General features: G+C 45.3%; 12 protein-coding genes. All 12 read left to right on the forward strand.

Going from position 1 to position 15,806, the window contains the following annotated elements; all coding sequences use genetic code 11:
* Nucleotides 1-158: 158 nt before the first annotated feature.
* Entirely contained in the window at nucleotides 159-533 is a 375-nt protein-coding gene (secE, locus tag ORJ01_RS15975) for a preprotein translocase subunit SecE (RefSeq protein WP_226752343.1), read from the forward strand.
* A 3-nt stretch (nucleotides 534-536) separates the two neighbouring features.
* Complete coding sequence (nusG, locus tag ORJ01_RS15980) at nucleotides 537-1,076, forward strand: transcription termination/antitermination protein NusG (RefSeq protein WP_226752342.1); 540 nt, start codon at nucleotides 537-539, stop codon at nucleotides 1,074-1,076.
* A gap of 121 nt (nucleotides 1,077-1,197) precedes the next feature.
* Nucleotides 1,198-1,626, forward strand: coding sequence for a 50S ribosomal protein L11 (gene rplK, locus ORJ01_RS15985; RefSeq protein ID WP_027672427.1), 429 nt, complete (start codon nucleotides 1,198-1,200; stop codon nucleotides 1,624-1,626).
* A gap of 3 nt (nucleotides 1,627-1,629) precedes the next feature.
* Complete coding sequence (rplA, locus tag ORJ01_RS15990) at nucleotides 1,630-2,331, forward strand: 50S ribosomal protein L1 (protein WP_226752341.1); 702 nt, start codon at nucleotides 1,630-1,632, stop codon at nucleotides 2,329-2,331.
* Nucleotides 2,332-2,605: 274 nt separating this feature from the next.
* Nucleotides 2,606-3,100, forward strand: coding sequence for a 50S ribosomal protein L10 (rplJ, locus tag ORJ01_RS15995; RefSeq protein ID WP_229588337.1), 495 nt, complete (start codon nucleotides 2,606-2,608; stop codon nucleotides 3,098-3,100).
* Between the two features lie 62 nt (nucleotides 3,101-3,162).
* A complete protein-coding gene (gene rplL, locus ORJ01_RS16000; RefSeq protein ID WP_226752339.1) occupies nucleotides 3,163-3,528 on the forward strand; it encodes a 50S ribosomal protein L7/L12 in 366 nt (121 codons plus the stop codon).
* A gap of 173 nt (nucleotides 3,529-3,701) precedes the next feature.
* Nucleotides 3,702-7,727 carry a DNA-directed RNA polymerase subunit beta gene (gene rpoB / locus ORJ01_RS16005; protein ID WP_226752338.1) on the forward strand — a complete coding sequence of 1,342 codons (4,026 nt, stop codon included), beginning with the start codon at nucleotides 3,702-3,704 and terminating at the stop codon, nucleotides 7,725-7,727.
* Between the two features lie 69 nt (nucleotides 7,728-7,796).
* Nucleotides 7,797-11,972, forward strand: a complete 4,176-nt coding sequence (rpoC, locus tag ORJ01_RS16010; RefSeq protein ID WP_306178879.1) for a DNA-directed RNA polymerase subunit beta' — start codon at nucleotides 7,797-7,799, stop codon at nucleotides 11,970-11,972.
* A gap of 150 nt (nucleotides 11,973-12,122) precedes the next feature.
* Nucleotides 12,123-12,497 carry a 30S ribosomal protein S12 gene (rpsL, locus tag ORJ01_RS16015; protein WP_226752336.1) on the forward strand — a complete coding sequence of 125 codons (375 nt, stop codon included), beginning with the start codon at nucleotides 12,123-12,125 and terminating at the stop codon, nucleotides 12,495-12,497.
* A 90-nt stretch (nucleotides 12,498-12,587) separates the two neighbouring features.
* Nucleotides 12,588-13,058 carry a 30S ribosomal protein S7 gene (gene rpsG / locus ORJ01_RS16020; RefSeq protein WP_226752335.1) on the forward strand — a complete coding sequence of 157 codons (471 nt, stop codon included), beginning with the start codon at nucleotides 12,588-12,590 and terminating at the stop codon, nucleotides 13,056-13,058.
* 27 nt (nucleotides 13,059-13,085) lie between these two features.
* Nucleotides 13,086-15,191, forward strand: a complete 2,106-nt coding sequence (fusA, locus tag ORJ01_RS16025) for an elongation factor G (protein WP_226752334.1) — start codon at nucleotides 13,086-13,088, stop codon at nucleotides 15,189-15,191.
* Between the two features lie 55 nt (nucleotides 15,192-15,246).
* On the forward strand, nucleotides 15,247-15,806 hold a 560-nt coding region (locus ORJ01_RS16030), incomplete at its 3' end, for a GTP-binding protein (RefSeq protein ID WP_306178881.1).

The raw sequence follows: 15,806 nt of genomic DNA on the forward strand, positions 1-15,806 counted from the left end.
GGGCATAGTTCCAATTGGTAGAACAGCGGTCTCCAAAACCGATGGTTGGGGGTTCGAATCCCTCTGCCCCTGCCACTATTTTCAAGCTCGGATATGCCGTCCGTGCTGTTATGTTTGTTATGAGAACAACATAAGTAAGCCTATTAAGTGAGTGAAGCATGAGTGCAACAAGCGAAACCCCAAAAAGCGGATTAGATCTGGTTAAATGGTTGTTAGTACTAGTGATCCTATCATTAGTCGTGGTTGGTAATTATCTTTACGAGTTATCTAGTCTGGAAAAGGCTATTGCCATTGTTGTATTAGTTGCCGCTGCGGGCTTTGTAGCTGCACAGACTTACAAAGGCAAAACTTTCCTTAATTTCGCCAAAGAGTCACGTACTGAAATCCGGAAAGTGGTTTGGCCAACTCGTCAAGAGACCATGCAGACCACTATTATCGTTCTTATTGCCACTGTTATTATGGGGCTTATTTTGTGGGGCCTCGATGCTATTTTATTACGCGTCGTCTCCTTCTTTACCGGACTAGGGGGTTAACTTATGGCAGGAAAAATGCGTTGGTATGTAGTGCAGGCCTTTTCAGGTTTCGAACAGCGAGTTGCCACCTCACTACGTGAACATATTAAAATTCATCAAATGGAAGAAAAGTTTGGTGAAGTATTAGTACCCACTGAAGAAGTTGTGGAAATGCGTGCCGGTCAGAAACGTAAATCTGAGCGTAAGTTTTTCCCTGGTTACGTATTAGTACAAATGGAAATGTGCGAAGAAGCTTGGCACTTAGTGAAAAGTGTGCCGCGTGTGCTGGGTTTTATCGGTGGTACTTCTGACCGTCCAGCACCTATTTCTGAAAAAGAAGCACTGACCATTTTGAATCGTCTACAAGACAATATTGATAAGCCGAAGCCGAAAACCTTGTTTGAAGCCGGTGAAGTGGTTCGTGTAACAGAGGGACCTTTCGCAGACTTTAACGGTGTAGTCGAAGAAGTTGACTATGAAAAGAGCCGCGTAAAAGTCTCGGTACTCATTTTTGGTCGTGCAACTCCGGTTGAGTTAGAATTCGGTCAAGTCGAAAAAGCGTAATTTACAGCTTGTAACGGGGCGCTGATTAAAATATAATCTGCGCCCTTTTTATCGTATGGGAAGCCGTTTGAGTAAGTGTCCTCGCATTTACGAGGCTAAGACCCAATCACAGAGGTGAAACATGGCAAAGAAAGTCACTGCACTCATTAAATTGCAGGTAAAAGCCGGTATGGCAAACCCGTCACCACCAGTTGGTCCGGCGTTAGGTCAACACGGTGTTAACATCATGGAATTCTGTAAAGGCTTCAACGCTCGTACAGAAAGTCTTGAAAAAGGCATGCCAATTCCTGTTGTTATTACAGTATATAGCGATCGTTCTTTCACGTTCGAAACTCGTACCCCACCAGCGTCTTTCTTATTATTGAAAGCAGCCGGTTTAAAAGGTGGTTCAGGTCGTCCTAATACCCAGAAAGTCGGTAAGATTACAGCTGCACAGGTTGATGAAATCGTTAAGATCAAACAACCTGATTTAACAGCTGCAGATCATGCTGCTGCGGTGCGTACCATTGAAGGTACTGCTCGTTCTATGGGCTTAGTGGTGGAGGGCTAATCGATGGCTAAATTAACAAAACGCGCTAAGTTAATCCGCTCTAAAGTAGATTCTACTCGCGAATATGACATCAACGAAGCAGTTGCTTTGTTAAAAGAATTATCTGCCGGCAAGTTCCTTGAGAGCGTTGACGTTGCAGTAAACCTGGGTATCGACGCTCGTAAGTCTGATCAAAACGTTCGTGGTGCAACAGTGTTGCCACACGGTACGGGTCGTACTGTTCGCGTTGCCGTATTTACACAAGGTGCTAACGCCGAAGCTGCTAAAGCCGCTGGTGCTGACATCGTAGGTATGGAAGACTTAGCTGATCAAGTTAAGAAAGGCGTAATGGATTTTGACGTTGTTATCGCGTCTCCAGATGCTATGCGTGTTGTCGGTATGTTAGGTCAAATTTTAGGCCCTCGTGGTTTAATGCCTAACCCGAAAACTGGCACTGTTACACCAAACGTAGCTGAAGCAGTTAAGAACGCCAAAGCGGGTCAAATCCGTTACCGTAATGATAAGAATGGTATTATCCATTCTACTATCGGTAAAATCGATTTTGACGCTGACAAGTTGAAAGAAAACTTAGAGTCGTTACTGGTTGCTCTGAAGCGTGCTAAGCCTTCAGTTGCTAAAGGTATCTACATCAAAAAAGTAACGCTTTCTTCTACTCACGGTGCTGGTTTAACATTAAACCAAGCATCTTTAAGCGCCACTGTCTAAGCGCTTTACACCAGGGCGTGGTTAATTTATAATCTCGCCCTCGTTTTTAGGGTAGAAGCCAGACTTCATTGAAGTACTGGCTTCCGTCCAAGACCGTAGGTGTCACAAGTTTCTTTTGAAAGGCGTGACTTAAAAAAACAACCTACGCAGACGGTGTAGGCCCCAGAAAGAATTAAATTCGTTCTGGTCTCACCGTAAATCGCGCGTTGGCATATTGTCAACGTTGTGTAGGAAACCGGACATAAAGTCCGGATGAACCAGGAGTTAAGAGCCAATGGCTATAAAGCTTGATGACAAAAAAGCAATTGTTGCTGAAGTCCAGGAAGCTGCCAAAGGTGCTTTATCTGCGGTAGTCGCAGACGCTCGTGGTGTCACTGTAGGCAAGATCACTGCTCTGCGTAAGCAAGCACGTGAAGCTGGTGTTTGGGTCAAAGTGGTCCGTAACACCCTAGCTCGCCGCGCAGTAGATGGCACCGAATTTGAGTGTCTGAAAGAGGTATTCGTAGGCCCGACATTAGTTGCGTTTTCTAAAGAGCACCCAGGTGCTGCAGCGCGTATCTTCAAAGATTTCGCGAAAGAAAACAAAAACTTCGAGCTTAAAGGTGCAGCTTTCAACGGTACCACAGTGAACATCGACGTGTTAGCATCGTTACCAACATACGACGAAGCTATTGCACGCTTGATGAGCACCATGAAAGAGGCAGCTGCCGGCAAACTTGTACGTACAATTGCCGCGGTTCGCGACCAAAAACAAGAGCAAGCCGCGTAATTATACGTTTGGTTTTGTAGAGTTTAATTCGGGCCAAGGCCCATAATTTAGGAATCTGCGCAATGTCAGTGACTAAAGATCAAATCTTAGATGCAATCGCAGCAATGTCTGTAATGGAAGTTGTTGAATTAGTATCTGCAATGGAAGAAAAATTCGGTGTTTCAGCTGCTGCTGCAGTAGCTGTTGCAGCTGGTCCAGCTGCCGCTGTTGAAGAACAAACTGAATTCAACGTAGTATTGGCTGCTGTTGGCGCAAACAAAGTATCTGTTATCAAAGCAGTACGTGGCGCAACAGGTTTAGGCCTGAAAGAAGCGAAAGACTTGGTTGAAAGCGCTCCAGCTGCAATCAAAGAAGGCGTTTCTAAAGCAGAAGCAGAAGCTCTCAAGAAAGATCTTGAAGAAGCTGGTGCATCTGTTGAAATCAAATAATCTGGTTAATACCAGATTAGCTGCCTGAATTTCAGGCCGGGCTGGTGATGAATTAATCACCGGCCTTTTTGCGCTGTGGGACAATGATTTCCCCACCCCTGCTGTTACCAGGTCTGGTAACATAAGCCACCGATAAGGTGGTTGGGAAAAAAATCAGCAAGCTGAGGAACCCCATGACTTACTCTTATTCTGAGAAGAAACGTATCCGTAAGGACTTCGGCAAACGTCCGGAAGTATTGGATGTGCCATACCTGTTGTCGATTCAAATCGAATCATTCAGCAAATTTATCGAGCCAGATCCTGAAGGTGGATACGGTTTAGAAGCCGCTTTCCGCTCTGTTTTTCCAATCAAAAGCTATTCAGGCAGTGCGGAATTGCAGTATGTTAGCTACCGTATCGGGGAACCTGTTTTTGACGTTAAAGAATGTCAAATCCGTGGTGTAACCTATTCGGCACCTTTACGGGTTAAGCTGCGGATGGTGCTGTTTGACAAAGAAGCGCCAGGCACAATCAAAGATATCCGTGAACAAGAAGTCTATATGGGTGAAATCCCGTTGATGACCGAAAATGGTACCTTTGTTATTAATGGTACTGAGCGCGTTATCGTTTCTCAGTTACACCGTAGTCCAGGTGTGTTCTTCGACCACGACCGTGGTAAGACGCACTCGTCTGGTAAAGTCTTATATAATGCTCGCGTGATCCCATACCGTGGGTCATGGTTAGACTTTGAATTTGACGCTAAAGATAACTTGTTCGTGCGTATCGATCGTCGCCGTAAATTACCAGCGACTATCCTATTACGTGCACTTGAACTGAGCACAGAAGAAATTCTGGCTACTTTCTTTGAAAATACCCGTTTTGATATCAAAGACGGCAAAATTCTGATGGAAGTAGTAGCCAACCGTTTACGCGGTGAAACAGCTGCATTTGATATTAAAGATAACGATGGCGAAGTGATCGTAGAACATGGTCGTCGTATTACTGCCCGTCATGTGCGTCAGCTGGAAAAAACCGGTATGACCATGATGGAAGTACCACATGAATATGTGGTAGGTCGTGTCCTAGCGAAAAATTACGCTGACCGTTCAACCGGAGAGATTATTGCCGAGGCGAACGCAGAGCTCACATTAGAGCTGTTAGCAAAACTAGCAAAAGCAGGCTACGAAAGTTTCGAAACCTTATACATCAACGATTTGGATCAGGGTTCTTATGTCTCAGAAACTATCCGTATCGATCCTAGCAGCAACCGGATGGAAGCCCTGGTAGAAATTTACCGGATGATGCGTCCTGGTGAACCGCCAACGCGCGAAGCTGCAGATACTTTATTTGAAAATTTATTCTTCTCAGAAGATCGTTACGACTTATCAACAGTCGGTCGGATGAAATTCAACCGTCGTGTTGGTTTCGAAGATGGCACAGGTACCGGTGTACTGAGCAAAGAAGATATTTTAGCGGTAATGAAAGTCTTAATTGATATCCGTAACGGTAATGGCGAAGTTGATGACATCGACCATTTAGGTAACCGTCGGATCCGTTCTGTTGGCGAAATGGCGGAAAACCAATTCCGTGTTGGTTTAGTTCGTGTTGAGCGTGCTGTGAAAGAGCGTCTGTCTTTAGGCGATCTGGATGCGGTTATGCCACAAGACTTAATTAACGCTAAGCCTATTTCTGCTGCTGTAAAAGAGTTCTTTGGTTCAAGCCAACTTTCTCAATTTATGGATCAGAACAACCCATTGTCAGAAGTGACGCACAAACGTCGTATTTCAGCACTTGGCCCTGGCGGTCTTACACGTGAACGTGCTGGTTTCGAAGTTCGTGACGTACACCCAACGCACTATGGTCGGGTATGTCCAATCGAAACGCCAGAAGGTCCAAACATCGGTTTGATTAACTCGTTATCGATTTTTGCGCAAACTAACGAATATGGTTTCTTAGAAACCCCTTACCGTCGTATTGAAAACGGTATTGTGACTGATGAAGTCGATTTCTTATCTGCAATTGAAGAAGGTAACTTTGTTATCGCTCAGGCCAACGCTGAGTTAGATGCAGACAACCGTTTAGTTGATGCTTTAGTACCGTGTCGTTTTAAAAACGAATTCACGTTAATGGCCTCAGCTGAAGTGCAGTATATGGACGTGGCACCACAACAGATTGTGTCTGTTGCAGCAGCCTTAATTCCGTTCTTAGAGCACGATGATGCTAACCGTGCATTGATGGGTTCGAACATGCAACGTCAAGCAGTACCTACCTTACGGGCTGATAAGCCGTTAGTAGGTACAGGTATTGAGCGCGTTGTAGCGAAAGACTCAGGTGTAACTGTGGTAGCGAAACGTGGTGGTGTTATCGATTACGTCGATGCCAGCCGTATTGTTATTAAGGTTAATGAAGATGAAATGGTTGCTGGCGAAGCCGGTATCGATATCTACAACTTAACCAAATACACCCGTTCTAACCAAAATACTTGTATTAACCAACGTCCATGTGTCAACCACGGTGAGCCAATTGAACGTGGTGATGTCTTGGCTGATGGTCCTTCTACTGATTTAGGCGAACTTGCATTAGGCCAAAACTTACGCGTGGCTTTCATGCCATGGAACGGTTACAACTTCGAAGATTCGATTTTGTTATCTGAGCGTTTAGTACAAGAAGATCGTTTAACCACTATCCATATCCAGGAATTAAGCTGTATTGCTCGTGATACTAAGCTTGGGCCTGAAGAAATCACGGGTGATATTCCTAACGTAGGCGAATCTGCGCTGTCTAAACTAGACGAAGCCGGTATTGTTTACATTGGCGCCGAAGTGAAAGGTGGTGACATTCTGGTGGGTAAAGTCACCCCGAAAGGTGAAAGCCAGCTTACACCAGAAGAAAAACTACTTCGTGCTATTTTTGGTGAGAAAGCGTCTGACGTTAAAGATACGTCTTTACGTGTACCAAACTCAGTGACCGGTACGGTTATTGATGTCCAAGTCTTTACTCGTGACGGCGTTGAAAAAGATAAACGCGCTCGCGAAATCGAAGAGATGGAAGTCAAACAAGCGAAGAAAGATCTGAATGAAGAGTTCCGTATTCTTGAAGCAGGTATCTTCGACCGTGCACGTAACTTGTTAGAGCAAAGTGGTTTAGATCGCGCCAAGCTGAATACGTTGAAAGGTGATGCGTTATTTAATCAAAGCTTAAGTGACGAAGATAAGCAGAACGATCTTGAGCAATTAGCAACGCAATACGAAGAAATCCGTGTTGAGTACGACAAGAAGTTCGAAGCTAAGCGTCGCAAGATTGTTCAAGGTGATGATTTAGCACCAGGCGTACTGAAAATCGTTAAAGTTTACCTTGCGGTAAAACGTCGTATCCAGCCAGGTGATAAAATGGCCGGCCGTCACGGTAACAAGGGTGTAATCTCTACTATCGTGCCAGTTGAAGATATGCCATACGATGATAAAGGTCAGCCGGTTGATATCGTACTTAACCCATTGGGTGTACCTTCGCGGATGAACATCGGTCAGATCTTAGAAACGCACTTAGGCTTAGCCGCTCGTGGTATCGGTGACAAGATTGACGGCATGATCAAAGAACAGAAAGAAACGGCGGAAATCCGTGACTTCCTGAAAAAGGTTTATGCTTTAGGTGAATCACGTCAGAACGTTGATATTGAAAGCTTCACTGATGATGAAGTGCGTCGTTTGGCTCAGAACTTACGCAAAGGTCTGCCAGTCGCTACGCCAGTTTTCGATGGTGCGAAAGAATCTGAAATCAAGCAATTGCTTGAGTTAGGTGACTTACCTGCCAGCGGTCAAATCGCGTTATATGATGGTCGTACCGGTAATACTTTCGAACGGAAGGTTACTGTCGGTTACATGTACATGCTGAAACTGAACCACTTGGTTGATGATAAGATGCACGCGCGTTCTACTGGCTCTTACAGCCTGGTTACTCAGCAGCCGCTGGGTGGTAAGGCACAGTTCGGTGGTCAGCGCTTCGGTGAGATGGAAGTATGGGCATTAGAAGCATATGGTGCGGCTTATACCCTACAAGAAATGCTTACCGTTAAGTCTGATGACGTCAACGGTCGTACCAAGATGTATAAAAACATCGTTGACGGCGACCACAGAATGGAACCTGGCATGCCAGAATCTTTCAACGTATTAATGAAAGAAATCCGTTCGCTCGGTATTAATATCGAATTGGAAGAGGAATAAACCGACCTTGTGTTGGGGGGCAGTCAGTAAGCTGCCCCATTCCGGTTTACCTCTTACAGGAGAGCAAAGGTGAAAGACTTATTAAAGTTTCTGAAACAACAAACTAAGACTGAAGAGTTTGATGTTATTCGTATCGGCTTATCTTCGCCAGACATGATCCGTTCATGGTCGTTTGGTGAAGTGAAAAAGCCCGAGACGATCAATTACCGTACCTTTAAACCAGAGCGTGACGGTTTATTCTGTGCCCGTATCTTTGGCCCAGTAAAAGACTACGAGTGTTTGTGTGGTAAGTACAAACGTTTGAAGCACCGCGGCGTAATATGTGAAAAATGCGGCGTAGAAGTGACCTTAACAAAAGTACGTCGTGAGCGTATGGGTCATATCGAGTTGGCTAGCCCAACCGCGCACATTTGGTTTTTAAAGTCGCTGCCCAGCCGTATCGGTTTACTGTTAGATATGACCTTGCGTGATATCGAACGTGTATTATATTTCGAAAGCTATGTTGTTACCGAGCCGGGTATGACTTCTTTAGAGCGTCGTCAGATGTTAACTGAAGAAGAATATCTAGACGTGTTAGAAGAACATGGTGATGAGTTCGAAGCCAAGATGGGTGCAGAAGCGATTCTGGATATTCTGAAAGGTATTGAACTGCCAACTGAAATCAAACAAATGCGTGAAGAGTTACCTACGATTAACTCTGAAACCAAGCGTAAGAAGATCAGTAAGCGTCTTAAGTTAATGGAATCATTCCACACCTCTGGCAATAAGCCTGAGTGGATGATCATGACTGTTTTACCGGTATTACCGCCAGATTTACGTCCATTAGTTCCATTGGATGGTGGCCGTTTTGCCACGTCAGATCTTAACGATTTATACCGTCGTGTGATTAACCGTAACAACCGTTTGAAGCGTTTATTAGATTTGTCTGCACCAGACATTATCGTACGCAACGAAAAACGTATGTTACAAGAAGCGGTTGATGCGCTATTAGATAACGGTCGTCGTGGTCGTGCTATTACCGGTTCTAACAAGCGTCCATTAAAATCGTTAGCTGACATGATCAAAGGTAAGCAAGGTCGCTTCCGTCAGAACTTGTTAGGTAAGCGTGTTGACTATTCTGGTCGTTCGGTTATCACCGTAGGTCCTACATTGCGTTTACACCAGTGTGGTTTACCGAAGAAAATGGCTCTTGAGCTGTTCAAACCTTTTATTTACGGCAAGCTTGAAGCGCGTGGTTTAGCCACCACCATTAAAGCGGCTAAGAAAATGGTTGAGCGCGAAGAAGGCGCGGTATGGGATGTGTTAGACGAAGTTATTCGTGAACACCCTGTATTGTTAAACCGTGCACCAACACTGCACCGTTTAGGTATTCAAGCTTTCGAACCTGTGCTGATTGAAGGTAAAGCGATTCAACTGCACCCATTAGTGTGTGCGGCTTATAACGCCGACTTCGATGGTGACCAAATGGCGGTACACGTACCGTTAACTATCGAAGCGCAGTTAGAAGCGCGTGCGTTGATGATGTCAACGAATAACGTACTGTCACCCGCCAATGGTGAGCCAATCATTGTTCCTTCACAGGACGTTGTATTAGGTCTGTATTACATGACTCGCCAAGCGGTTAACGCGAAAGGCGAAGGCATGTTGTTCAAGAGCGCGAAAGAAGCTGAAAAAGCCTTCCGTGCAGACTGTGCAAGCTTACATGCTAAAGTTAAAGTGCGTATCACTGAAGTTGAATTTGCTGAAGATGGTAGCCGTACTGAAACAACGGAAGTGAAAGATACAACAGTAGGTCGTGCAATTCTGTATTCAATCCTGCCGGAAGGTATGAGTTTTGAATCAGTTAACCAAGCCATGGGCAAGAAACAAATTTCTCGCTTATTGAATGGTGCTTATCGCCGTATCGGTTTGAAGAAAACCGTTATTTTGGCTGACCAAATCATGTATACCGGTTTCCATTATGCGATGTTATCAGGTGTTTCTGTTGGTATTGATGACATGGTCATCCCTGACTCGAAAACTAAGATCATCGATGATGCTGAAAATGAAGTAGCCGAAATTCAAGACCAGTTCCAGCAAGGTTTGGTAACAGCCGGTGAAAAATACAACAAAGTTATCGATATTTGGTCAAATGCCAACGAAAGCTTATCTAAAGCGATGATGGACAACCTCTCGAAAGAGAATGTGGTTGACCGTGATGGTAATACTGTTGAGCAACAATCATTTAACTCTGTTTATATGATGGCTGACTCAGGCGCTCGGGGTTCTCCGGCGCAGATCCGTCAGTTAGCCGCAATGCGTGGTCTGATGGCAAAACCAGATGGTTCAATCATCGAAACGCCCATTACCGCAAACTTCCGCGAAGGTCTGAGTGTATTACAGTACTTCATTTCAACGCACGGTGCGCGTAAAGGTCTTGCCGATACTGCATTGAAGACAGCTAACTCGGGTTACTTAACGCGTCGTTTAGTCGATGTAGCACAAGATTTAGTGGTGACTGAGCAAGACTGTGGTTCTGAGCAAGGTATTATCATGAAGCCGCTGATTGAAGGTGGTGACGTGGTTGAAGGTCTACGTGAGCGAGTACTGGGTCGTGTGGTTATCGGTGATATTTTATCGCCAACTACCGAAGAAGTTCTTGTCGCTGACGGCACCATGCTTGATGAACAGCTGTGTGACATTATTGAACAGAACTCGATTGATGAAGTACATGTGCGTTCAGTAATTACCTGTCAAACTGACTTTGGTGTGTGTGCTAAGTGTTATGGTCGCGACCTAGCACGTGGTCACTTAATCAATGCTGGTGAAGCTGTAGGTGTTATTGCTGCGCAATCAATCGGTGAGCCTGGTACACAGTTAACCATGCGTACATTCCACATCGGTGGTGCTGCATCGCGTTCTTCTGCTGAAAACAGCGTACAGGTTAAAAATGCCGGTATGCTTAAACTGCAGAATGCGAAGTTTGTACGTAACGCGGATAACAAGATTGTTATTACCTCTCGTTCAGCTGAAGTGACCGTATTTGATGACTTAGGCCGCGAGAAAGAGCGTTATAAACTGCCATACGGTTCGATCATGGCCACTGACGACAACGCGAAAATCGTTGCTGGTCAGGTTGTAGCGAACTGGGATCCGCATTCACACCCAATCATTCTTGAGCGTGGCGCTAAGGTTTCTTTCAGTGATGTTGATGATACCAACACTGAAGTACAACAAGACGAGTTAACCGGTTTAACTCGAACGGTTGTTAAAGATTTAGCTAAAGCCAATGCGAAAGAGCCAAAACTGATCCTGGCAACAGATGATGGTGGTTTACAAGAGATCCGTTTACCTAGCTTTACAACTATCGAAGTTACCGACGGTGACACAGTAGTAACAGGTACCGTGTTAGCACGTATTCCGCAAGAAAGCTCGAAGACACGTGACATCACCGGTGGTCTGCCTCGCGTAGCTGATTTATTTGAAGCACGTAAGCCGAAAGATCCAGCTATTTTGGCTGAAATCTCTGGTGTGATTAGCTTCGGTAAAGAAACTAAAGGCAAACGTCGCCTCATCATTACCCCTGAACAGGGTGATGCACATGAAGAAATGATTCAGAAGTGGCGCCAAGTCAATGTGTTCGAAGGTGAACGCATTGAGAAAGGTGAAGTTATTTCAGAAGGCCCTGAATCAGCTCACGATATCCTGCGTTTACGTGGTATTCACCAGGTTGCCAGCTATATCGTTAACGAAGTTCAGGATGTATATCGCTTACAGGGCGTTAAAATCAACGATAAGCACATTGAAACGATTATTCGTCAAATGTTGCGTAAGTGTATTATTACCCACCCTGGTGATAGCGAATTCTTGGAAGGTGAACAAGCAGAAGTGGCGCGCGTTAATATCGCAAACCGTGATTTGGAAGCCGCGGGCAAAATGCCAGCACAGTATGAACGTTCATTACTGGGTATCACCAAAGCGTCTCTGTCGACTGACTCGTTCATTTCTGCAGCGTCGTTCCAAGAAACAACCCGTGTTCTCACCGAAGCTGCTGTTGCAGGTAAGATTGATGAATTACGTGGTTTGAAAGAGAACGTTATTGTTGGCCGTTTGATCCCAGCCGGTACTGGTTTTGCTTATCACCAGAATCGCGCTCGTCAACGTGCTGGCAACAATGAAGTTGTTGAACCGACAAGAAGTGCAGAGTCTGCCGAACAGGCATTGACCGATGCATTAAACATGAACTTATCGGGCAACGACGAGTAAACAAGCAAGATGCCGTTTGCCGGTGATTAAAATGCCGGCAAATTGCATTGTAACTTGACAGGTCAAAGCTTGACCATTAGAATTCCGCGACCCTAATTTCGGGGGCGGAATTTTCACGTTTATTGGGTATTTATTAACCAGGAGTATTTAATGGCAACAATCAACCAGCTAGTGCGTAAGCCGCGCAGCCAGAAGGTAGCCAAGAGCACCGTTCCGGCGCTTGAAGCTTGCCCGCAGAAGCGTGGTGTTTGTACCCGTGTATACACCACTACACCTAAGAAGCCTAACTCAGCATTACGTAAAGTATGCCGTGTTCGTTTAACTAACGGATTCGAAGTGTCTTCTTATATTGGTGGTGAAGGCCACAACCTGCAGGAACACAGCGTAGTGCTGATCCGCGGTGGCCGGGTAAAAGACCTTCCAGGTGTGCGTTACCACACCGTACGTGGCACATTAGACTGTGCAGGCGTAAAAGATCGTAGACAAGGCCGTTCTAAATACGGCGCCAAGCGGCCTAAGAAATAACGGTACTCCGTTAGTAAGGCCAAACTAAACAACTTTTTTTCTTTAATGTATTAAAAGTTTTGGAATCACCTGAAGCAATCGGAGTTTCGAATGCCTAGAAGACGCGTCATAGGTCAACGTAAAATCCTTCCAGATCCTAAGTTCGGAAGTGAATTGTTGGCAAAGTTTGTAAACGTCGTAATGGTCGACGGTAAAAAATCTACAGCCGAATCAATTGTATACGGCGGACTTGAAATTGCAGCTGCAAAGTCTAAAAAAGAACACATCGATTTATTCGAAGTGGCTTTAGACAACATTCGTCCTACAGTCGAAGTTAAATCACGTCGTGTTGGTGGTTCGACCTACCAAGTGCCGTGTGAAGTTCGTCAAGTACGTCGTAACGCTTTAGCTATGCGTTGGTTAGTGGAAGCTGCCCGTAAACGTGGTGAAAAGTCTATGGCTCAGCGTCTTGCTGGTGAGATGCTTGATGCAATCGAAAATAAAGGTTCTGCGGTTAAGAAACGTGAAGACGTGCACCGTATGGCCGAAGCGAATAAAGCGTTCGCACACTTCCGCTGGTAAGAATTTCTTAACTAAGAGGAATGTAGAGTGGCACGTACAACTCCAATAGAACGTTACCGTAACATTGGTATCTGTGCTCACGTTGATGCCGGCAAAACTACGACATCTGAGCGGATCCTGTTTTATACAGGCCGCTCTCACAAAATTGGTGAAGTTCATGATGGCGCAGCCACTATGGATTGGATGGAGCAGGAGCAGGAACGCGGTATTACTATTACTTCTGCGGCTACCACGACCTTTTGGTCTGGTATGCAGCAGCAGTTTGATATGCACCGTATTAACTTGATTGATACCCCAGGTCACGTAGATTTCACTATCGAAGTAGAGCGTTCTTTGCGCGTGCTAGATGGTGCCGTCGTCGTATTGTGCGGGTCATCAGGTGTACAGCCTCAAACTGAAACAGTTTGGCGTCAAGCAAATAAGTACGAAGTTCCTAGAATGATCTTCGTGAATAAAATGGATCGTACCGGTGCGAACTTCCTGCGGGTTGTAAAGCAAGCGAACGACCGTTTAAATTCACGTTGCGTACCTATTCAGTTGCCAATCGGGGCAGAAGATAACTTCAGAGGCGTAGTTGATCTCGTCAAAATGAAGGCTATTAACTGGAACGAAGAAGATCAGGGTATGACCTTCACTTATGAAGAGATCCCAGCAGAAATGCTGGAAGAATGTCATGAGTGGCGCCAAAACCTGATGGAAGCAGCGGCTGATGCTAACGAATCCATGATGGAACGCTATCTTGAAGGTGAAGAATTCACTGAAGATGAGTTGCGTCAAGCATTACGTGATTTAACGTTACGTAATGAAATAGTGCTAGTGCAAGTAGGTTCTGCCTTTAAGAATAAAGGCGTGCAGGCCATGTTGGATAACGTTATTTACTATCTGCCTTCACCGACAGAAGTAAAAGCAATCAACGGTATTCTGCCTGATGAAACTGAAGGCTTTCGTAAATCGGCTGATTCGGAACCTTTTGCGGCGCTAGCATTCAAAATTGCTACAGACCCGTTTGTTGGTACTCTTACTTTTTTCCGTGTTTACTCGGGTATTGTTGAGTCAGGCTCAGCAGTATACAACTCAGTAAAAATGAAGAAAGAGCGTATTGGCCGCATCGTACAGATGCATGCTAACGCGCGCGAGGAAATCAAGGCTGTTTGCGCCGGCGATATTGCTGCTGCGATTGGTCTCAAAGATACGACAACGGGCGATACCTTATGTGATATGGATCATCCGATTATTTTGGAACGCATGGTGTTTCCTGAGCCGGTTATTTCTGTTGCTGTTGAGCCTAGAACACAGGCTGATCAGGAAAAGATGGGAATAGCGTTAAGCAAGCTGGCAGCAGAAGATCCGTCATTCCGAGTACATACTGACGAAGAAACCGCGCAAACCATTATTTCTGGTATGGGTGAATTACACCTCGACATCATTGTTGATCGCATGCGTCGTGAATTTAAGGTCGAGGCCAATGTGGGTAAACCACAGGTGTCTTACCGTGAAACATTGCGTGGCAAAACAGAAGTTGAAGGTAAGTTTGTACGTCAGTCAGGCGGTCGTGGCCAATTTGGTCATTGCTGGTTGCGGATTGAGCCGTTACCTGAGGGTGAAGGTTATAAGTTCGAGAACGCAGTAATTGGCGGGGCGATTCCAAAAGAATTTATCCCTGCTATTGATAAGGGCGTTCAGGAACAAATGAAAAACGGTGTATTAGCGGGTTATCCGGTAATCGACGTGAAAGTTACTGTATTCGATGGTTCCTACCACGATGTTGACTCGAACGAAATGGCGTTCAAAATCGCTGCGTCTATGGGCTTCAAAAAAGGAGCTCTTCAGGCTAAGCCGGTTGTCCTCGAGCCTATTATGAAGGTTGAGGTAGTTACGCCAGATGACTTCATGGGTGATATCGTTGGTGATTTAAACCGTCGTCGCGGTATCATCAACGGTATGGAAGATGCGCCTGGCGGGATTAAGATAATCGACGCCAATGTACCGTTATCTGAAATGTTTGGCTATGCAACTAATATGCGTTCTTTGAGTCAGGGCCGTGCCTCTTACTCTATGGAACCGCTGAATTATCAGGAAGCACCAAGCAATGTTACTGAAGCAATTATTGCTTCTCGTAGAGCTTACGATTAACGATTAAACAGTCCCGATTTAACGGGTCTTAAATTTGACTAAGAAGGGTCTATAAATGGCTAAGGCTAAATTTGAACGCGTAAAACCGCACGTAAACGTAGGTACTATCGGCCACGTTGACCACGGTAAAACTACTCTGACAGCTGCTATCACTAACGTATTAGCAAAGACATACGGCGGTCAGGCATTTGCTTTCGATCAAATCGATAAAGCACCAGAAGAAAAAGCTCGTGGTATCACCATCAACACGTCACACGTTGAATACGATACACCAACACGTCACTATGCACACGTAGACTGTCCAGGTCACGCTGACTATGTTAAAAACATGATCACTGGTGCGGCACAGATGGACGGTGCTATTCTGGTAGTAGCGGCGACTGACGGCCCAATGCCACAAACGCGTGAGCACATCCTGTTATCACGTCAGGTTGGTGTACCTTACATCATCGTGTTCATGAACAAGTGTGACATGGTAGATGACGAAGAGTTATTAGAATTAGTAGAAATGGAAGTGCGTGAGCTTCTTTCAGACTACGACTTCCCAGGTGATGACTTACCAGTAATCCGTGGTTCAGCCTTAAAAGGTCTGGAAGGCGATGCTGAGTGGGAAAA

Origin of the sequence: Alishewanella sp. SMS8 (assembly GCF_030737935.1) — a bacterium.
GTDB lineage: Bacteria > Pseudomonadota > Gammaproteobacteria > Enterobacterales > Alteromonadaceae > Alishewanella > Alishewanella maricola.

Excerpts from the sequence above, each read along its gene's own strand:
- secE (WP_226752343.1), top strand. The coding sequence starts at position 159 with ATGAGTGCAACAAGCGAAACCCCAAAAAGCGGATTAGATCTGGTTAAA.
- nusG (WP_226752342.1), top strand. The coding sequence starts at position 537 with ATGGCAGGAAAAATGCGTTGGTATGTAGTGCAGGCCTTTTCAGGTTTC.
- rplK (WP_027672427.1), top strand. The coding sequence starts at position 1,198 with ATGGCAAAGAAAGTCACTGCACTCATTAAATTGCAGGTAAAAGCCGGT.
- rplA (WP_226752341.1), top strand. The coding sequence starts at position 1,630 with ATGGCTAAATTAACAAAACGCGCTAAGTTAATCCGCTCTAAAGTAGAT.
- rplJ (WP_229588337.1), top strand. The coding sequence starts at position 2,606 with ATGGCTATAAAGCTTGATGACAAAAAAGCAATTGTTGCTGAAGTCCAG.
- rplL (WP_226752339.1), top strand. The coding sequence starts at position 3,163 with ATGTCAGTGACTAAAGATCAAATCTTAGATGCAATCGCAGCAATGTCT.
- rpoB (WP_226752338.1), top strand. The coding sequence starts at position 3,702 with ATGACTTACTCTTATTCTGAGAAGAAACGTATCCGTAAGGACTTCGGC.
- rpsL (WP_226752336.1), top strand. The coding sequence starts at position 12,123 with ATGGCAACAATCAACCAGCTAGTGCGTAAGCCGCGCAGCCAGAAGGTA.
- rpsG (WP_226752335.1), top strand. The coding sequence starts at position 12,588 with ATGCCTAGAAGACGCGTCATAGGTCAACGTAAAATCCTTCCAGATCCT.